This window comes from Mesorhizobium calcicola, from assembly GCF_042682105.1.
Lineage (GTDB): Bacteria > Pseudomonadota > Alphaproteobacteria > Rhizobiales > Rhizobiaceae > Mesorhizobium > Mesorhizobium calcicola.
On the sequence record NZ_JBHUGY010000008.1, the window covers coordinates 229,820 to 248,838 of the forward strand.

A 19,019-nucleotide genomic window follows, 5' to 3' on the forward strand; every position below is an offset into this window, starting at 1 on the left:
CTAGCCTCCGTAGACCAGCCCCTGCGGATCGATCTCCGGCTTGCGGCCGGCGACCAGATCGGCAAGGAATTTTCCGGAGCCGCAAGCCATGGTCCAGCCGACATGGCCGTGCCCGGTGTCGAGATAAAGGTTGCCATAGCGCGCCTGGCCGATGACCGGCACCGAGTTGGGCATCATCGGCCTCAGACCTGCCCATAGCTCCGCCTTTTTCTCGTCGAAGGCGCCGGGGAACAGATCCTTGCCGGTCCTGAACATGGCGGCGAAGTCGCTCGGTTTATAGGTGCGGTCGAAGCCGGTGAATTCCGCGGTCGAGGCGAGCCGCAGCCGGTTGCCCAGCCTGGAATAGGCGATCAGCTGGTCCTCGTCGGCGCCGCCCATGGTCGGACCCTTGCTCTCGTCCTCCAGGGGAATCGTCGCCGTATAACCCTTCACGGGATAGACAGGCAGGTCGATGCCGTAGCGGCGGCCGAGCAGGCCGCTTTCCGGCCCCATCGAGATGACCACGGCATCGCCGGCGACCGGTCCGGCCGAGGTCATCACCGCGCGCACCCGGTCGCCCTCGATGTCGAGGCCCTCGACCGTCGTGCCGTAGAGAAATTTCGCGCCGAGCTTCTCGGCGGCGTGGGCCGCGAGTTTCTCCACGAACTGCCGGGAATCGCCGGTCTGGTCGATCGGCGAATAGACGCCGCCGGCGATCTTTTCCTTCACGCCGGCAAGACCAGGTTCAAGCTCGATCAGCCGCTCGCGGCCGACGATCTCGATCGGCAGGCCATGCTCGGCCAGATAGCGATAATTGTCGGTGCCGGTGTCGAGGCTGTGCTGCGAGCGGAAGAAATAGAGGATGCCCTTCTTGCGCTCGTCATAGCCGATCCCCGTGTCGGCGGAGATGGCGTTGATGCAGTCGCGCGAATAGAGCGCCAGGCGCAGCTTGACCCGGCTGTTGGCGCGCAGGCGCTCTTTCGTGCACTGACGCAGGAAGCGCAGGCTCCAGGCGAGGAAATACGGATCGAAGCGCAACCGCACCTTGATGCCGAGATCATGGTTGTAGAGCGCGCGCAGGAAGGTCTTCAGCGCCGCCGGCGAGGCCCAGGCGGTGGCGTCGCCCGGCGACACCAGGCCGGCATTCGACTGGCTGGTGCCGCGCGCCGGCGCCGGATGGCGCTCGATCACGGTGACCTCATAACCGTCGCTGGCAAGATAATAGGCGGCCGCCGTACCGACAACGCCGGCTCCAAGCACCGTTATCTTCATGCCATCCCCCAAAGCTCTTCGCGGCGCAGCGCCCTGCCGCGAATGCCTTCAATAGCGCTTCGCCGGGCGCCTTGCGAGCCCTCGGGAGAGCCCGGCTCAGCCCCGTGCGGAGTTCTTGCCGGTCAGGATGCGCTCCCAGGCGAGCGCGTCGGCGACGATCTGGTCGAGATCGTCGCGCTGCGGGGTCCAGCCGAGTTCCGCGCGGGCGAGGTCCGAATTGGCGACCACCGCCGCGGCGTCGCCGGGACGGCGATCGCCCATCTTCACCGCGAAATCATGACCGAAGGCACGCCGCACGCTGTCGATGACCTCGAGCACCGAATAGCCATGGCTGTAACCGCAATTGGCGACGAGGCTGGTGCCGCCGGCGCGCAGCCGCTGCAGGGCAAGACGATGCGCCGCCGCCAGATCGCTGACATGGATATAGTCGCGCATGCAGGTGCCGTCCGGCGTCGGGTAGTCGGTGCCGAAAACCTGCATGAACGGGCGCTTGCCGAGCGCCGTCTCGCAGGCGACCTTGATCAGATGGGTGGCGCCTGGCGTCGACTGTCCGGTGCGGCCCTTCGGGTCGGCACCGGCGACGTTGAAGTAGCGCAGCACGGTATAGCGCAGGCCGTGCGCGATCGCCGCATCGCGCAGCATCCATTCGCTCATCAGCTTGGACAGGCCATAGGGCGATTCCGGCGCCAGGCGGGCATCCTCGCGCACCGGCTCCAGTCCGGCGCCGCCATAGACGGCGGCGGTTGAGGAAAAGATGAAATTGGGCACGCCCTCGCGCACCGCTGTTTCGATCAGCGTGCGTGTCTTGCAGGTGTTGTTCTCGTAATAGCCGAGCGGGTCGGCGACCGATTCCGGGACCACGATCGAACCGGCGAAATGGATGATCGAATCGACCTTGTTGTCACGAATGATGCCGCCAACCAGTTCCTTGTCGGCGACATCGCCGACGACCAGCTTTGCCTCCGGCGCCACCGCCCACTCGAAGCCGGTGGAAAGACGGTCGAGAACGACCACCCTCTCGCCGGCATCCAGCAACTCCCAGACCATATGGCTGCCGATATAGCCGGCACCGCCTGTCACCAAAACCGTCATCCCATGCCTCGCATCTCAAGATTTATCGGAAACTGTCTCAACCAGCGCCTTACTGGAAAGCCTGCCGCATGGCCAATAGAACCCTTGTAACCGGCATCATCGGCATATGGCATCATCCTGAAACAAAATTGATCCACATCAAGGGAATAGGCCACGATCCGTGGTCGTTAGGAACCGGTCCAGGGCGTGGCATTTTGACCAGAAAGGCCCGGTGGACGACCGATAGGGCAATGATTATGATCCCGCGCAAAAATTGGGAAGTCGACATGAACTATCAGCGGTTCTTCGAGGAAGCGATCGACCAGCTCCATGCCGAGCGTCGCTACCGCGTCTTCGCCGACCTCGAGCGTATCGCAGGCAAATTTCCGCGCGCCATCTGGCGTGCCAATGGCCGCGCCGAGGAAATCACCGTCTGGTGCTCCAACGACTATCTCGGCATGGGCCAGCATCCCGATGTCATCGCCGCGTTCCAGAATGCGGCGGGCAAGATGGGCTCCGGCGCCGGCGGCACCCGCAACATTTCCGGCACCAGCAACCCGCTGGTCGAGCTCGAACTTGAGCTTGCCGACCTGCACGACAAGGAAGCGGCACTGGTCTTCACTTCCGGCTTCGTCTCCAACGAGGCGTCGATCTCGACCATCGCGCGGCTTCTGCCCAATTGCCTGATCATCTCCGACGAACTGAACCACGCCTCGATGATCGAAGGCGTGCGGCGCTCGGGTGCGGAAAAGAAGATCTTCCGCCACAACGACGTCGCGCATCTGGAAAGCCTTTTGCAGGCGGCGGGCCGCGAACGCGCCAAGCTGATCGTCTTCGAAAGCGTCTATTCGATGGATGGCGACATCGCGCCGATCAAGCAGATCGTCGAGCTCGCCGAGCGCTACAACGCCATGACCTATATCGACGAGGTCCATGCCGTCGGCATGTATGGACCGCGCGGCGGCGGCATCACCGAGCGCGAAGGCCTGGCCGACCGCATCGACATCATCGAAGGCACGCTGGCCAAGGCGTTCGGCACGCTGGGCGGTTATATCACCGGCGCCAGTGCGGTGATCGACGCCGTGCGCTCCTATGCACCGGGTTTCATCTTCACCACGGCGCTGCCGCCGGCGATCGCCGCCGCGGCGACCACCTCGATCCGCCATCTCAAGCGCTCGCAGGCCGAGCGCGATGCGCAGCAGCGGCAGGCGACGCGTACCAAGCAGATCCTCTCGGCCGCCGGCCTGCCGGTGATGGAGTCGCCGACCCATATCGTGCCGCTGCTGGTCGGCGACCCGGAACTCTGCAAGATGGCCAGCGACCGCCTGCTTGGCGTGCACGGCATCTACATCCAGCCGATCAACTATCCGACCGTGCCGCGCGGCACGGAGCGGCTGCGCATCACGCCGACACCGTTCCACTCCGACGCACTGATCGCCGAGCTGCAGGATGCGCTGGTCGAGACCTGGGATGCGCTTGGCATACCCTACGGCTCGGCAGGCCGGCCTTCGGTCGCCAAGAGCGACCGGATCATTCCGCTGCTGGTGCCCAAGTCAGGCGGTTGAAACGTCAGGCGGCTGAAACCCGTCTGAAACTCTGCTCCGACGGCCGTCCGACGCGGGTTTCTGCGCTTTCTACAGCGCCGCGCGTCCATTCGGACGCACAAAGGACGCTTTAGCGGCGGCTCAAACGCTCTTCATCCACTTCGCCAGCCGGTGCGCCGCTTCCTCGACCTGGTCGAGGCGGCGGTGGAAGCACAGCCTGAGGAAGGCTTCGCCGCCGGGGCCGAAGGCGGTGCCCGGCGCCAGGCCGACATTGGCCTTGTCGACGATGTCGAAGGCGGCGGCGCGTGAATCGGTGATGCCGTCGACCGTGAAGAACAGATAGAACGCGCCCTGCGGCACTGTGAACCGGGCGCGATCGGTGGCACCGAGAATACCGCAGACCAGGTCGCGCGCCTTCCTCGCCCGCTCCACCTGTTCGGCAATGAAACCGTCGCCCTCATCAAGGGCGGCGACCGCGCCGCGCTGCATGAACTGGGCGACGCCCGAGTTCGAATACTGGATCAGGTTCTCGAACACCTGCTGCAAGGCGGGATGGGTCTTGATCCAGCCGACGCGCCAGCCGGTCATCGCCCAGTTCTTGGAAAAGCTGTTGACGAACAGGATGCGGTCTTCCGCAGACGCGATGTCGAGGAAGGACGGCGCGCGGCCATGGCCATAGTGGAACAGCGCATAGATTTCGTCGGCGATGATCCAGAGGTTCTTCGCGCGGGCGAGATCGAGGATCGCCTGCAAGGTCTCGTGGTCGGCGGTCCAGCCGGTCGGGTTCGACGGCGTGTTGATGAACAGCGCCTTGGTGCGCGGCGTGATCGCCGCCGCGATCTTCTCGACGTCGCAGGACCAGCCATTGCCGGAGTGATCGAGCGTGACCGGCACCGGAACGGCTCCCGATATCGCCGCGGCAGCGTCGAAATTCGGCCAGGCCGGCGACAGATAGACGACCTCGTCGCCGGCGCCGGCGAGCGCGTCGAGCGCCAGCTGGATGGCATGCATGCCGGACCCGGTGACGATGAACTGTTCCTCGGGGAAGGTCTTGCCGAAATGCCTGGCATAGTAGCGGGCAAGCGCCTGCCTGAGATCGGGGATGCCCCTCTGCCAGGTGTAGAACGTCTCGCCGCCGGCCAGCGCCTTCGACGCGGCGTCGGTGATGAAGGCGGGCGTCGGCAGGTCGCCCTCGCCGGCCCAGAGCGGGATCATGCCCTCGCGCAGACGGCCGTAATTGACGACGGCGACAATGCCGCTTTCGGGCGCTGCGCGGGCTTCCGCGCGCAAGCTGTCGATCAAGGTCATGGGCGGGTCCGTTCCGATCTCGGGCATTGACAAGCGCTCCTTACCAGATGCGAAAACAGAAAACCCCAGCCGCGAACGACCGGGGTTTTGGTCCAGCAATGCAGTGTTGAACTATCTTTTGGCGAGCAGGTCGCGAATTTCGGTCAGCAGCGCGATATCGGCGGGCGGCGGCGCAGCGGGTGCCGCCGGCTTTTCCGCCTCAAGCCGCTTGCGCAGATTGTTCACCGCCTTGACCATCAGGAAGATGATGAAGGCGAGGATCAGGAAGTTCAGCACCGCGGTGATGAAGCTGCCATAGGCCAGAACCGCGCCCTGCCCCTTGGCCGCATCCAGTGTTGGGGCGTTGACGGCCGGGGAAAGCCCAACGAAATAGTTGTTGAAGTCCAGTCCGCCGAAGATTGCACCGACGATTGGCATGATGACGTCGTCGACCAGCGAAGTGACGATCTTGCCGAAGGCAGCGCCGATGATGACGCCGACCGCCAAGTCCATCACGTTGCCCTTGGAAATGAATTCCTGGAACTCTTTCAGCATTCGACCCTCCTTGTCATGACCGGCCGCGCTGCCGTTCCGTCCATGCGGCATCGACCCGGAGGCAACATAACAAAAACCTGAGGTTGCAACATCGGCAAAAGGCGAGAACACAACCGTTTCTCCTTACCTCACGGCACCTTGGGCGGCAGCTGGTCGTGCTGTCTGAATGTCGCGGCCGCGATCATGCTTCCAAAGCCGCAATGGACTCGGACGCCAAGCTGTGATTGCGTTCGGACAAGCCGGATAAAAAGACGGCAAAGGAGGAAATTCCAGGCGTGCAGGGCTTGTTCATCGTCTTCATCGCGATCGCCTATGTGACGCTGCTGTTCGCCATCGCCAGCCTGGGCGACCGCCGCTCGGCGATATCCGGGCCGGGCCGGGCGCGGCCCTTCATCTACGCGCTCAGCCTTGCCATCTACTGCACCTCCTGGACCTTCTTCGGCTCGGTCGGCCTCTCCTCAGAGCGCGGCCTCGAATTCCTCGGCATCTATACCGGCCCGGTGCTGGTGTTCGTGTTCGGCTTTCCGCTGCTCAACCGCATCGTGCGCCTGGCCAAGACCGAGAAGATCACCTCGATCGCCGACTTCCTCGGCGCCCGCTATGGCAAGAGTTTCACTGTCGCGGCGATCGCAACGCTGATCGCGACCATCGGGGCGGTGCCCTATATCGCGCTGCAGTTGAAGGCGATCTCCGGTTCGGTCAGCCTGATGGTCGAGCACTACACCGGCTCGCCACCTTCCTTCGATCCGTTCGTCAGCGACATCTCGCTGGTCGTTGCCATGCTGCTGGCGCTGTTTGCGGTGCTGTTCGGCACACGCCATGCCGACGCCACCGAGCACCAGGACGGGCTGGTGCTGGCAGTGGCGGTCGAGACCGTGGTCAAGCTCGCGGCTTTCCTGGCGATCGGCCTGATGGTCACCTTCCTGATTTTCGGCGGCCCGGGCGACATGTTCGACAAGTTGGCGCAGAACGCCCAGGTCCGGGAGGCGATGGGCTACAACACCTCGCTTGCCACCTGGCTGGTGCTGACTTGCCTGAGCGGCTTTGCCATCATCATGCTGCCGCGGCAGTTCTACGTCACCATTGTCGAGAACCGCGGCGAGGCCGAGTTGCGCACCGCGACATGGGTGTTTCCGCTCTATCTCGTGGCGATCAACCTGTTCGTGCTGCCGATCGCCTTTGCCGGCCTGTCGCTGGTCGGCACCGGAACCAGCAGCGATCTCTACGTGCTGTCGCTGCCCTTGTTCAGCGGCCATGATCTGCTGGCGATGGCGGCCTTCATCGGCGGCCTGTCGGCGGCAACCGCCATGGTGATCGTCGAAAGCGTGGCGCTGTCGATCATGATCTCCAACGACCTCGTCATTCCGCTGTTCGTGCGCCGCCTGCTCAAGACCTCGACCCCGGAGAATGAAGACTGGTCGACGCTGATCCTCAATGTGCGGCGCGGGGCGATCTTCATCCTGCTGTTCATCGCCTTCCTCTACTACCGCGAGAGCACCAATAGCGCGCGCCTGTCGTCGATCGGCCTGATGTCCTTCGCGGCCATTGCCCAGTTCGCACCCGCCCTGATCGGCGGGCTGATCTGGCGCGGCGCCAATGGCAGGGGGGCAGCGCTGGGCATGGTCGCCGGCATCCTCGTCTGGGGTTACACGCTGCTGTTTCCGTCGCTCGCCGCACCCGATACCAGCATCATCGAGCACGGGCTGTTCGGCTTCGAGGCGCTGCGGCCGCAGGCGCTGTTCGGCACCGTCGCCGAACCGCTGAACCACGGCGTGTTGTGGAGCCTGTCGATCAACGCCGTGTTCTTTGTGCTCGGTTCCCTGTCGCGCGCGTCGGTACCGCTGGAACGCATCCAGGCCTCGATCTTCGTGCCGCGCGATGCCGGCCCGATGCCGAGCCTGCGCCGCTTCCGCACCGCCATCACCGTCAACGACCTCAAGGACACGATCGCGCGCTATCTCGGTGTCGAGCGCACCGAGCGCTCCTTCCAGTCGTTCGAAAAGACCAACGGCACCTCGCTGCACGGCAAGGAGCAGGCGAGCATGGACGTCATCCGCTTTTCCGAGCAATTGCTGGCGAGTGCCGTCGGCTCGTCCTCGGCGCGGCTGATCCTGTCGCTGCTGTTTCGGCGCCACGACCGCGAATCCAGGGACGCCTTCCGCTTGCTCGACGACGCCACCGAGGCGCTGCAGCACAACCGCGACCTCTTGCAGATCGCGCTCGACCAGATGGAACAAGGCATCACCGTCTTCGATCGCGATTTCCGCCTGATCTGCTGGAACCGCCAGTACCGGGCGCTGTTCGACCTGCCCGACGAGATGGGCCAGGTCGGCGTCTCGCTCGACCGCATCCTGCGCCACCTTGCCGAGCGCGGCGACATTCCGGCGGACCAGCGTGTGGCCATGCTCAACCGGCTGACCAGTTTCGTCAGCCCGTGGCAGATGGAACTGAAGACCAGCGGCCGCATCCTGGAGCTTCGTTCCAACCCGATGCCGGATGGCGGCATCGTCGCCACCTATGCCGACATTTCCGGGCGCGTCGAACAGGACCTGGCGCTGAAGCGGGCCAATGAATCGCTGGAGCAGCGCGTCAAGACCCGCACCATCGAGTTGACCCGGGTCAACGAGGAACTGGCGCAGGCGCAGATGCTGGCCGAGGAAGCCAATCTCGGCAAGACGCGCTTTCTCGCCGCCGCCGGCCACGACATCCTGCAGCCGCTGAACGCCGCCCGGCTCTATTGCTCGTCACTGATCGAGAAGGCCGGCAAGGGGCCTGCCGGCAAGGCAGCGGTCAACATCGAATCCTCGCTGGAATCGGTCGAGACCATTCTCGGCGCCGTGCTCGATATCTCACGCCTCGATGCCGGCGCGATGAAGCCGGACGACACCGCCTTCAATCTCGACGGATTGCTGCGCCAGATCGGCAATGATTTTCGGCCGCTGGCCGCGGAGAAAAAGCTCGGCCTGACGATCATGCCATCATCGCTGACCGTGATGACGGACCGCAACCTGCTGCGGCGCCTGATCCAGAATCTCGTTTCCAACGCCATCAAATACACGCGCCACGGCCGTGTGCTGGTCGGCGTGCGGCGGCGCGGCGAACTGGCCGAGATCCAGGTGATCGACACTGGCATCGGCATTGCCGGCGACGAGCTGAACACCGTCTTCCGCGAGTTCACCCGGCTGGACGAAGGCGCGCGCGAAGCCGAAGGCCTCGGTCTCGGCCTTTCGATCGTCGACCGCATCGCCCGGGTGTTGCGCCTGGAGATCCGGATCTTTTCCAATCGCGGCAAAGGCACGCGCTTCTCGGTCATCCTGCCGGTCGCGGCCATGCAGGAGCCGCGACGCGAGATCGAAACCAGGGCTCCTGCCCGCGCCGCGGCTTCTCTGGCCGGGCTGCACGTGCTCTGCATCGACAACGATGCCCGCATCCTCGAAGGCATGCGGCTGTTGCTCGAAGGCTGGGGGTGCAATGTCGATACGATATCCGGCTCAAGGGATATGGAGGGCGCCGCGATACACCACCCGGACATCGTCCTTGCCGACTACCATCTCGATGGCGAAACCGGTCTCGACATCATCGTCAGGCTGCGCGCGATCCATGGCGACAACCTGCCGGCCGTGCTGGTCACCGCCGACCGCTCCAACGAGGTGCGCACGGCGGCGGGCGGGCTCGATATTCCGGTGATCAACAAGCCGCTGAAGCCGGCGGTGCTGCGCTCGATGATGGCCAGGGTCAGGCCGCTGGCCTCTGCGGCCGAATAATCCAGCGAGCGTTCCGACACAGGCTCCGCGCCTGGAGCCTGTTCCATCCCGGATGCTTAGAGCAATTCCAGGAAAAGTGTGAAACGGTTTTCCGTCCGGAATTGCGTCAAAACAAACAGATAGAGCGGTTCGGCGTTTCCGTGAAACGGTGAACCGCTCTAGCTCAGCGGTGCCCGAGGCTTCCAAGGTAAGCACAGAACATGTCTGCTATCGCGTCGGAATAGGTCTCGATCTCCGCCGGAATTCGCGGACTTGCCGAAAAATCCCGTCCCGCCGCACTAAGCATCGTCATGACCAGTTCGCCGGCCAAGGCTCGGGTGGCATCCGAGGCCTCGGGCAGTGTCTCCCGCATGAATATCTGAACCGTGCGCTCCGCCGAGGCCCTCGCCTCGTGAGCCTCAGGCGCGTCCCGATAAAGCGGTGCCGCGTCGCTGAGCGCGCCACGCACTGCCGCTTCCTCGCATTCCGAGCGGACAAAGGCATGCACCAGGATGCGCAGCCGTTCGAGGGGAGGCTTCTCGACCTCTTGGAGAATACTGCACAGCAGGTCTGTCGTCTGCCGCCATTCGTCGCTCTGCAGCCGGAAGAGCAGCGCCGCCTTGTTCGGGAAATACTGATAGAGCGAACCGACGCTGACCCCGGCCTTTTCCGCCACGCGCGTGGTGGTGAAACGCTGCGCGCCTTCCTTCTCCAAAACCTGAACAGCAGCTTCCAAAATCGCCGCGACAAGGCCCGTCGCGCGTGCCTGTTTGGGCTGTTTTCGTGAGGAAATCAAAGGGCTTGAGCGTCCGGTCATGTCTCGGCTGGGCAATGCGAATTGGAAACCTGAAGGATTATTCGTATTTTTCGGCACAACACAAGCACGCAGCCATTTCGACCGGAGATTCTCATGACGACGCTGACCAATGCCCCGCTGGCCCCCCTGCTCGCCCGCCTGTTCGAAGAAGCCAATGCCGCGACCAGTCCGGCGGTAGCCGCACTCTCGCACGAAGAGCGGGCGCGCCTGCTCAACAGCAAGACCGAATATGTCGATTTCTACGGACGGCTGAAGGACCTCTGGCTGGCGATCTCGCCGGAGACCGGCACGCTGCTCTACATGCTGGCGCGCAGCAGCGGCGCGCGCATCATCATTGAATTCGGCACCTCGTTCGGTATCTCGACGCTCTATCTTGCGGCAGCGCTACGCGACAATGGCGGTGGCCGTCTGATCACCACCGAATTCGAGCCGTCCAAGGTGATGCGGGCCAAAGCCAATTTGACCGAGGGCGGCGTCATCGACCTGGTGGAGATCCGCGAGGGAGACGCGCTGCAGACGCTGAGCGCCGACCTGCCGGATACGATCGACCTGCTGCTGCTCGACGGTGCCAAGGCGCTCTATCCGGAGATCCTGAGCCTGGTCGAGAGCCGGCTGCGGCCGGGAGCGCTGGTCATCGCCGACAACGCCGATTTCTGCCCCGAATATCTGCAGCGCGTGCGCTCCCCGGCATCGGGCTACATGTCCACGCCATTCGGCGAGGGTGTCGAGCTGTCGGTGCGGCTCGGCTGAAGCCGGTCGTACCTGCCTGCGCGACAGACCCGACCACAGCGGGCTCAAACATCCATGTCGCTCCAGGGCGGCCGTAGGCGTTTACGTTAACCAACGCGCAATCTCCGGGCCTTCGACAGAGTCGGAGGCTCCCCATGCGCGAGTGATTTCATGATCAAAAAATTCGTATCCTTCTGGCGCGCAATGCCGCGCCCGGTGCTGCTCGGCCTTCTGCTGTTCTTCTGCGCGGGCTTCGCCGATGGCGTGATCGTCCCATTCTTTCCGCTTTGGGCCGACGGCGAAGCGAACATCCCTGTCGGGGCGATCGGCCTGCTGTTCGGCTGCTATGCCGGCGGTGAACTTGTCGCGGCGCCGCTGATCGGCGGCATCGCGGACCGGATCGGACGACGACCGGTGCTGATTGCTTCGTCACTGGGCGTCGGCAGCGGCTTCGTTGCCCTGTTCTTTGTCCACGGTGTCGCGGTCACGGCGGTCGTGCTGCTGCTGACCGGCATGTGCGAATCCGTACTTCACCCGACGATATTGACTGCGATCGCCGATGTGACGCCGCCTGCTGCCCATCGCCGCTGGTTCAGCCTGGCACGCGTGGCCTCGAGCGCAGGGCAGATACTCGGTCCGGCAGTCGGCGCCGTGCTCGCGCTCGTATCGCTGCGCATGGTGTTCCTGGCCGCTGGCGCGACACTTCTGATGGGCGGCATCCTGATGCTGGCCTTGCTGGCGGAGACGATCGGCATTGGCCGCACTACCGCCAGCGGCGATGATCGTGGCCTGGATGACCATGATCGCGAAGAGGAAGAAGGTCTGTCGGCGCTGCTGCCGGCGTTTCGCGATGGCCGGTTGGCGAAACTCCTGCTCTGGGTCCTGTTGTTCGAGGTCGCCGGCAGCTGGATCGAATCCGTAATCCCGCTCTATGCGCGCGATGCCGGAACGCTGACGCCGTCCGGCGTCGGCCTGTTGTTCGCCTATGCCGCCGCCTTGACGGTCGCTCTGCAGATGGCGGTAAGCCGCCTCGTCGAGGCGCGATCCGCTCTGTGGCTGACTGTTGTTGCCGGCGGCGCGACGGCCCTCGCCTTTGCACTGCTGGCTGCCTCGCCGGCAATGCTGATGCTGATCGGGGCCGTCAGCCTGTGTTCGACAGCCCAGATGCTGGTCGGGCCGCTGGTGCCGACCGCAGTCAATGCACTTGCGCCTCCGGCGCGACGAGCCTCCTACATGGCGGCTTCGTCGGTGGCGGTCGACCTCAAGGACTCGCTGGGGCCCGCCGCGGGGACCGCTCTTTACGCGCTGGCCCCGGGCCTGCCCTGGATCGTAGGCATTCCCGTCGTGGCAATCGCGTCGCTTGGTCTTGGTGCCGCGATCGGGCGCACACGGCGGGCGATATCGGCCGGTTGACCGACAGGATCGCTGGCGGAACGTTGGCGATCAGGTCGCCGGCTGCAATGGGTCGTTGCCGATCTTGGACAGCAGGATCACCGCCTGGGTGCGGCTGTCGACGCCGAGCTTCTGCAGGATGGCCGAGACATGCGCCTTGATTGTCGCCTCGGAGACGCCGAGTTCATAGGCGATCTGCTTGTTGAGCAGGCCCTCGGCCAGCATGCCGAGCACGCGGGTCTGCTGCGGCGTCAGCGCCTGCAGCCGCTTGATCAGGTCGGAAATCTCGGGATCGCGCTCGACGCCGAGATCGATGCCGACAGGCGCGGCGATGTCGCCGGCAAGCACCGACTGCACGGCGTCGCGGATCTCGTCCATGCTGGCCGACTTGGAGATGAAGCCGGAAGCGCCGAGATCGAGCGCACGCCTGATTGTCGCCGGATCGTCATGCGCCGAGACCACGACCAGCGGCACCGCCGGATGGATGCCGCGCAGCGATATCAGGCCGGAAAGGCCGCTGGCGCCCGGCATCGACAGGTCGAGCAGCACCAGGTCGACATCCTCATTGGCCACGACCAGCGCCTTGGCGCTCTCGAAGTCGCCGGCCTCGTGGATTGCGGCGACATTGCCGATGCCGGCGAGCGCTTCGCGCAGCGCACCACGAAACAGCGGGTGGTCGTCGGCGATGACGAAAGAATAGCCTGCCGGCAAATGTCCCTCCCCGAATCCCCGATGATTTTCTGTTTTTTTCCGGGACCAGTGGACGATTATGAGGGGCTGCGCGCTGTTTTCAAGCGGCAAAGCCAGCGCGCCGCGTTTTCCCTATTTTGAGCGCTCAGGTCTTCTGCGAGTTGAGCTGGGCGCCATTGTCCTTGTCCATATCCTTGACGATGCCCATGAAGCCACGCAGGAAACGCTCCATGTAGCTCATCGTCTTGTTGAAATCCTCCTCGCTCGGCAATTTCGATTCGAGGCGGGCGGAGAGCGAATTCTCGAGCTTGGTGACGCGCTCGTCCATCGCCTTCATCGAGGTCTGGAGGCGGTCGACCTCGTCCTGGAAAGCGGCGCGTTCGTCGGCCGCCATCTTGCAGACGAGCTGGCCGGAGCGCTCCTCGCAGATCGACATAGCGCCGGTCTGCGTATCCATGCGGACGTAGCCGTTATCAGACTTTTCCAGCCGGTAGCGGTCGGTTTCTTCCGAATATGCTGAAGCCGCGACCAGAGAAACGAGCGCGGCGGGGATCAAGATGTGCTGCAGACGCATGTTGTCCTCCATGGCCAAGTCAGATTTATCGCATGTTTGCGCCGGAAATGGGGAAGACCCCTGGCGTGGTCTTTCCCGCGTGGCTGGTTCGGACTATAGCGCAACCATGTCTCAGATTATCTACAAGATAACCCCGCAAGCGGCTTGGCGCGAGGCCGAAACAATTGGCCGCTTCACCGGCGCGCCGATCGATGTCGCCGACGGCTTCATCCATTTCTCCACGGCAGGGCAGGTCAAGGAAACGGCGGCAAGGCATTTTGCCGGCCAGACCGGCCTTCTGCTGGTCGCCATCGACGGCTCGCGTCTGGGCGCGGCGCTGAAATACGAGGTCTCGCGCGGCGGCGCGCTGTTTCCGCATCTTTACGGCGTGCTGGACCTGAAAGCCGTCCTGTGGGTCCAGCCGCTGCCGCTTGGCGCCGACGGCACCCACCAGTTCCCGGCGCTGGAGGCCGAATGAGCGTGCTCGACCGGCTTGGCCAGAAGCTGCTGTTCACATTCGATCCGGAAACCGCGCATGGCATGTCGATCGCGGCGCTGCGATGCGGGCTGCCGGTCGGCGCGCGGACGACGCGCGACGCTCGGCTGAAGGTCAGCCTTTGCGGCCTCGATTTCCCGAACCCGCTCGGTATGGCTGCGGGCTACGACAAGAACGCCGAAGTGCCCGACGCGCTGCTTGGGCTCGGTTTCGGCTTTGCCGAGGTCGGCACCATCACGCCGCTGCCGCAGGCCGGCAACCCGAAGCCGCGCATCTTCCGGCTGACGGCGGATGAGGCGGTGATCAACCGGCTGGGCTTCAACAATGAAGGCCATGCGGCCGCCGAAAGGCGCCTCACTGCCCGCAAGGGGCGTGGCGGCATCGTTGGCGTCAACATCGGCGCCAACAAGGACAGTGCCGATCGCATCGGCGACTATGAGCGCGGCGTCGCCCGTTTTGCGCCCTATGCCAACTATCTGACGGTCAACATCTCCTCGCCCAACACGCCCGGCCTGCGCAACATGCAGGCACGCGAGCAGCTCGGCGAGCTTTTGTCACGTGTCATGGCCGCGCGCGCCGCAGCAACGGCGCAGCCGCCTGTCTTCCTCAAGATCGCGCCGGACCTGGTCGAGGCCGAGCTTGAAGACATCGCCGCCGAGGTTACTGCAAAACAGATCGACGGTGTCATCGTTTCCAACACCACCATTTCCCGGCCCTCGTTGCGCAGCACCGATACAGCAAGCGAGACCGGCGGGCTCTCCGGCAGACCGCTGTTCGAACGCTCGACCATCGTGCTGGCCAGGATACGCAAACTGCTTGGCCCCGACCGCGCCATCATCGGCGTCGGCGGCGTCGATTCCACCGACGCGGCACTGGAAAAAATCCGCGCCGGCGCCGATCTCGTCCAGCTCTACACCAGCATGATCTATGCCGGCCCCGCACTGCCGGGCCGCATCGTCGCCGGGATGGCGCGCTTTGCTGACACGGAGCGGCTCAAGTCCATTCGCGAGCTGCGCGACAGCCATCTCGATCGATGGGCGTCGAAGCCGCTCAGCTGAATGCTGTCCGCAGCCGCAGCCGCAAAATCGTCAGCAGGCTGAAGCCCCGTGCCAGCAAGAAGACGTGCAGCGCCGCCCACAGGCCATGATTGCCGAAGGCAGGCGCCAAGGTGAGCAACGCAACTGCAAAGACAAGAAACGACAGCAGCATCATGTTGCGCATGTCACGCGACCAGGTGGCGCCGATGAAGACGCCATCCATCTGAAAAGCCAGCACGCCGCTCAACGCGGTGAACGCTGCCCACGGCAGGTAGATGTCGGCCACTGAACGGACCTCCTCCGACGTCGTCACGAGAGCGACCAGATTGGCGCCGGCCAGCAGCAGCACCAGGGTCGCCGCACCCGCCAGGCCAAAACCCCAGAACAAGGTGAGCCGCACGGCCTGCCGGAACGGTGTGGCCGCACGCGCGCCGACGGCGCGGCCCGCCAGCTGTTCGGCGGCGGTGGCGAAGCCATCGAGGAAATAGCCGGCAACGAGGAAGAAATTCATCAGCACGGCGTTGGCGGCCAGCGTCACCGTGCCGAACTGCGCGCCCTGGCGGGTGAACAGCGCGAAGGCGGCGAGCAGCGAGAACGAACGGATCATGATGTCGCGGTTGAGCGACAGCATGCGCAGGAAGGCGGCCATGTCGAGCAGGCGATGGCGTGGCAAGGACGGGGCCGCCCGGAACCGGCGGACCACGATCGCCAGGCCGAGCAGCATGGCAAGGAACTCACCGGTGACGGTCGCCCAGGCGACGCCGGCGACGCCCCAGCCAAGCTTCAGGCCGAGCACGAGGCAAAGCGCGATGTTGATGCCGTTCAGCACCAATTGCAGCATCAGCCCTAGCCCGCCCTCGCCGCGGCCCAGGACATAGCCGAGGATGGCGTAGTTGATCAGTGAGAAGGGGGCCGCGAGCAGCCTGATGCGGATATAAACGCCCATCGCCTCGCTGACGCGCGGTTCGGCGCCCATGAACTTTTGTCCGGCGATGGCGACCAGCGGCGCAAGTGCCGCGAGCACGATGCCGGCGACGAACGCGATCAGCACGGCGCGCCAGAACACCGCCTGTTCCTCCAGTTCGTCGCCGCGTCCGAAAGCCTGGGCGACGAGGCCGGTGGTGCCCGAGCGCAGGAAATTGAAGGTGGTGAAGACGACGTCGAAAACAAGCGCGCCCGCCGCCAGGCCGCCGAGCAGGGCGGCGTCGCCGAACTGGCCGACGACAGCCGTGTCGACCAGGCCGAGCATCGGCGTCGTCAGATAGGCAAGCGTCATCGGAACCGCGATGGCGAGCACTTCACGGTTGGTGACGACAAAGGATCTGGCGTCGGCTGGGGTTGCGCCCTTGTCCAAGGATTGCTGCCTTGCTGATTGCGGCTTGATCGGACAGCCGGTGTGCCCCATTTTCCCGGCATCGCGCAATCACCCATCCCGTGACGGCCAACCGAATCCCCGGTCTGGCGCGAGCCGGCCGGATCCAGTTCATGCCCCTGCAGATCGTCCACCATCCCGACTACGACGCCGGCTTCGCCGTCAATCATCGTTTTCCGATGAGCAAATATCCGCTGCTGATGGACGCCTTGCGCGCACGCGGACTGGCCGGACCCGAGGCACTCAACACCGCCGAACCGGCGCCGGCGTCATGGCTGAGACTTGCCCATGCGGCGGAGTATGTCGACCAGGTCATCAGCTGTTGCGTGCCTGAAAAAATCGAACGTGAGATCGGCTTCGCGGTCGGCCCGCGTGTCTCGCTGCGCGCGCAGCTTGCCGCCGGCGGCACGGTGCTGGCGGCGCGGCTCGCCATGCGCCACGGCATCGCCTGCAACACCGCCGGCGGCAGCCATCACGCGCGACGCGTGCAAGGTGCGGGCTTCTGTACCTTCAACGATGTCGCTGTCGCGGCGCTGGTCCTGCTCGCCGAGGGTGCTGCACAGAACATCCTGGTCGTCGATCTCGACGTGCATCAGGGCGACGGCACGGCGGACATTCTCGCGGACGATCCGCGCGTGTTCACCTTTTCCATGCATGGCGACCGCAACTACCCCGTGCGCAAGATCGCGTCCGACCTCGATGTCGCGCTGCCCGATGGCACGAGTGACGCGGCTTACATGGAGAGGCTCGCCGCCATCCTGCCGGCGCTCAGCCCGAGGGAGCGCTGGGACATCGTCTTCTACAATGCCGGCGTCGACGTTCACGCACAGGACAGGCTTGGACGGTTGTCGCTATCGGATGACGGCCTGCGCGCCCGCGACGACATGGTGATCCGCCACTTTCGCGCGCTCGGCACTCCCGTCTGTGGCGTGATTGGCGGCGGCTACTCCACGGATGTGCCCGCACTCGCCGCGCGCCACGCCATCCTGTTCGAGGTCGCAGCCGGTTACACTTGAAACGTCACTTCCGATAGCTGGCGATCCTGAGCAGGATGAAGGCCGGAACGACGATCGCTGCACCCAGCAGGATATAGCCGACGAAGCGATCGATGGCGTGAAAGCCGAGATTCCACAGGTCGCGGAAGACCTTCTCGATGCCGTAAAGCACGTCCATCGGCGACCAGCCGAAGGCATTCATGACCAGGCCGACGAGGAACGACACCACCAGCAGTTTCAGGATCACCTTGAGCGGCGAATCGCCGAGAAGGCGCGTCAGTGCGGACAAGGCCCGTCTCCAGATTGAGGGTACCCAGACTCGAGGGCGACGGCCCAGAGATACGCACTTGGCCTGCCAGCTTCAAGCCGACAGTTTTACGGGATGCCGATGGCTTCGGTCGAACCATTGCATGGCAAGCTCGCGCCGCCGAACCGATCGAAGCCATGCCAATCTGTTAAATATGCGTAAACAGCGCTGCTTTAATTTATTGAAAATAAAGAGAAAAATCTTCATTTTTCGATTTCCCGCAATGTGCGTGCAATTTTCGCCTGCGAGATAATCCACGTCTTTCAGGCACAGGTTGCGAAAGATCCGGTCACCACCACGACTGCCTTGCGTCAGTCCCGGTGACCCGCGCGACCGTTTCCCGGCGAGACAAGTAGCCGGAGCATGGCCGCCCCAACGGTCAGGCTCCTAACAGATCAACCTGCGTGTCGTCGGATGCGCGTGCGTGTTGGAGTAATGCAATGTCCCCCCAAGCAATGATGCTGCTGACGGCAAGTGCGCTTGCCACATGCCTGAACGGATCGGCAATGGCCGCCGATCTTTCACCGGCCCACAACGATCCCCCTGCCTTCCAATGGAGCGGCGCCTATGTCGGCGTGCATGGCGGCCCGGCGTTCACAGGGATGCCGAACCCGTTTGCCGGCAGGAACGGTCTCAGCGGCGGCGTCCAGGCCGGCTACAATCAGCAAGTTGGCCCAGGAGTGCTGGGCGCCGAGATCGAAGGCTCCTATCTTGGCGGCGCCGAGCACGACGTCGGGGGCGGCAAGATCAAGGAAAAGTGGCGCGGTGCCGCCAAGGCCAGGGCCGGCGTGGGCTTCGACCAGACGCTGCTCTTCGGAACCGGAGGTGTTGCCCTGACCAAATTCGACAAGGGCGACAAGGTGACCAGCACCGACGGATGGAAGCTCGGCTACCTGGTCGGCGCCGGTATCGAGCAGGCTTTCGCCGGCGGCCTCTCGGCCAAGGTCGAATATGACTATATTCGCACGCCTGGCGTCGAAACGACATCGGCCTTTGGCAACTCCAAGGCGACGATCGGCAGCCATGAACTGAAGGCCGGCATCGGTTCTAGAGCAGGCCCAAGGTTCGGTCGAACCCAGCCGTCTTGTGGTCCTGTTCGATCAGACTTTGCGCGGTGCCCAGGGCAATGGGTGCCGCGCAATGGCGTGCCTCCATCTGCATCGGCATCGACGCGCATCCG

At 64.3% G+C, this 19,019-nt stretch carries 16 protein-coding genes and 1 pseudogene; 8 read left to right on the forward strand and 9 right to left on the reverse strand.

The genetic code is table 11. The annotated features are described in order from the left end of the window. Complete coding sequence (locus ACFSQT_RS04575) at window positions 1-1,251, reverse strand: D-amino acid dehydrogenase (protein WP_379017145.1); 1,251 nt, start codon at window positions 1,249-1,251, stop codon at window positions 1-3. A gap of 96 nt (window positions 1,252-1,347) precedes the next feature. Next, entirely contained in the window at window positions 1,348-2,343 is a 996-nt protein-coding gene (galE, locus tag ACFSQT_RS04580) for a UDP-glucose 4-epimerase GalE (RefSeq protein WP_379017146.1), read from the reverse strand. A gap of 266 nt (window positions 2,344-2,609) precedes the next feature. Between galE and hemA the strand changes: the two genes are divergently transcribed. Continuing rightward, window positions 2,610-3,887, forward strand: coding sequence for a 5-aminolevulinate synthase (hemA, locus tag ACFSQT_RS04585; protein ID WP_379017148.1), 1,278 nt, complete (start codon window positions 2,610-2,612; stop codon window positions 3,885-3,887). Window positions 3,888-4,007: 120 nt separating this feature from the next. Here hemA and ACFSQT_RS04590 read toward each other — a convergent pair whose 3' ends face one another. Together ACFSQT_RS04590 and mscL are read right to left on the reverse strand one after the other, a co-directional pair. After that, window positions 4,008-5,174, reverse strand: coding sequence for a pyridoxal phosphate-dependent aminotransferase (locus ACFSQT_RS04590; RefSeq protein WP_379017149.1), 1,167 nt, complete (start codon window positions 5,172-5,174; stop codon window positions 4,008-4,010). 111 nt (window positions 5,175-5,285) lie between these two features. Beyond that, window positions 5,286-5,708 carry a large conductance mechanosensitive channel protein MscL gene (gene mscL, locus ACFSQT_RS04595; protein WP_379017150.1) on the reverse strand — a complete coding sequence of 141 codons (423 nt, stop codon included), beginning with the start codon at window positions 5,706-5,708 and terminating at the stop codon, window positions 5,286-5,288. A 275-nt stretch (window positions 5,709-5,983) separates the two neighbouring features. Between mscL and ACFSQT_RS04600 the strand changes: the two genes are divergently transcribed. After that, window positions 5,984-9,472 (forward strand): PAS domain-containing hybrid sensor histidine kinase/response regulator, encoded by a 3,489-nt coding sequence (locus ACFSQT_RS04600; protein WP_379017151.1) that lies wholly within the window; start codon window positions 5,984-5,986, stop codon window positions 9,470-9,472. A gap of 163 nt (window positions 9,473-9,635) precedes the next feature. Here the strand turns inward: ACFSQT_RS04600 and ACFSQT_RS04605 are convergent, their stop codons facing one another. After that, window positions 9,636-10,268, reverse strand: a complete 633-nt coding sequence (locus ACFSQT_RS04605; RefSeq protein ID WP_379017152.1) for a TetR/AcrR family transcriptional regulator — start codon at window positions 10,266-10,268, stop codon at window positions 9,636-9,638. 93 nt (window positions 10,269-10,361) lie between these two features. Between ACFSQT_RS04605 and ACFSQT_RS04610 the strand changes: the two genes are divergently transcribed. Next, the gene (locus ACFSQT_RS04610) at window positions 10,362-11,018 is read left to right on the forward strand and encodes an O-methyltransferase (RefSeq protein ID WP_379017153.1); all 657 of its coding nucleotides are present in this window, start codon (window positions 10,362-10,364) and stop codon (window positions 11,016-11,018) included. Window positions 11,019-11,168: 150 nt separating this feature from the next. Next, window positions 11,169-12,410 carry an MFS transporter gene (locus ACFSQT_RS04615; RefSeq protein WP_379017154.1) on the forward strand — a complete coding sequence of 414 codons (1,242 nt, stop codon included), beginning with the start codon at window positions 11,169-11,171 and terminating at the stop codon, window positions 12,408-12,410. A gap of 30 nt (window positions 12,411-12,440) precedes the next feature. On the opposite strand, the gene ACFSQT_RS04620 is transcribed toward ACFSQT_RS04615, so the two are convergent. Together ACFSQT_RS04620 and ACFSQT_RS04625 are read right to left on the reverse strand one after the other, a co-directional pair. Continuing rightward, complete coding sequence (locus ACFSQT_RS04620; RefSeq protein ID WP_379017156.1) at window positions 12,441-13,100, reverse strand: response regulator transcription factor; 660 nt, start codon at window positions 13,098-13,100, stop codon at window positions 12,441-12,443. Window positions 13,101-13,224: 124 nt separating this feature from the next. Further along, window positions 13,225-13,653, reverse strand: a complete 429-nt coding sequence (locus ACFSQT_RS04625; protein ID WP_056588273.1) for a hypothetical protein — start codon at window positions 13,651-13,653, stop codon at window positions 13,225-13,227. 106 nt (window positions 13,654-13,759) lie between these two features. On the opposite strand from ACFSQT_RS04625, the gene ACFSQT_RS04630 reads away from it, so the two are divergent. Both ACFSQT_RS04630 and ACFSQT_RS04635 read left to right on the forward strand, forming a co-directional pair. Then, the gene (locus ACFSQT_RS04630; RefSeq protein WP_379017157.1) at window positions 13,760-14,110 is read left to right on the forward strand and encodes a DUF952 domain-containing protein; all 351 of its coding nucleotides are present in this window, start codon (window positions 13,760-13,762) and stop codon (window positions 14,108-14,110) included. Continuing rightward, a complete protein-coding gene (locus ACFSQT_RS04635; protein WP_379017158.1) occupies window positions 14,107-15,186 on the forward strand; it encodes a quinone-dependent dihydroorotate dehydrogenase in 1,080 nt (359 codons plus the stop codon). Before ACFSQT_RS04630 ends, ACFSQT_RS04635 begins: the two co-directional genes overlap by 4 nt. Here the strand turns inward: ACFSQT_RS04635 and ACFSQT_RS04640 are convergent. After that, a complete protein-coding gene (locus tag ACFSQT_RS04640; protein ID WP_379017159.1) occupies window positions 15,179-16,519 on the reverse strand; it encodes an MATE family efflux transporter in 1,341 nt (446 codons plus the stop codon). The genes ACFSQT_RS04635 and ACFSQT_RS04640 overlap by 8 nt on opposite strands. A 131-nt stretch (window positions 16,520-16,650) precedes the next feature. Here ACFSQT_RS04640 and ACFSQT_RS04645 point away from each other — a divergent pair, with 131 nt between their 5' ends. Continuing rightward, window positions 16,651-17,553, forward strand: a complete 903-nt coding sequence (locus tag ACFSQT_RS04645) for a histone deacetylase family protein (RefSeq protein WP_379017161.1) — start codon at window positions 16,651-16,653, stop codon at window positions 17,551-17,553. Between the two features lie 4 nt (window positions 17,554-17,557). On the opposite strand, the gene ACFSQT_RS04650 is transcribed toward ACFSQT_RS04645, so the two are convergent. Continuing rightward, window positions 17,558-17,821, reverse strand: coding sequence for a DUF6460 domain-containing protein (locus tag ACFSQT_RS04650; protein ID WP_379017163.1), 264 nt, complete (start codon window positions 17,819-17,821; stop codon window positions 17,558-17,560). Between the two features lie 458 nt (window positions 17,822-18,279). On the opposite strand from ACFSQT_RS04650, the pseudogene ACFSQT_RS04655 reads away from it, so the two are divergent. After that, window positions 18,280-18,891 (forward strand): annotated as a pseudogene (locus ACFSQT_RS04655) (outer membrane protein); the annotation flags it as partial. Between the last annotated feature and the right edge of the window lie 128 nt (window positions 18,892-19,019).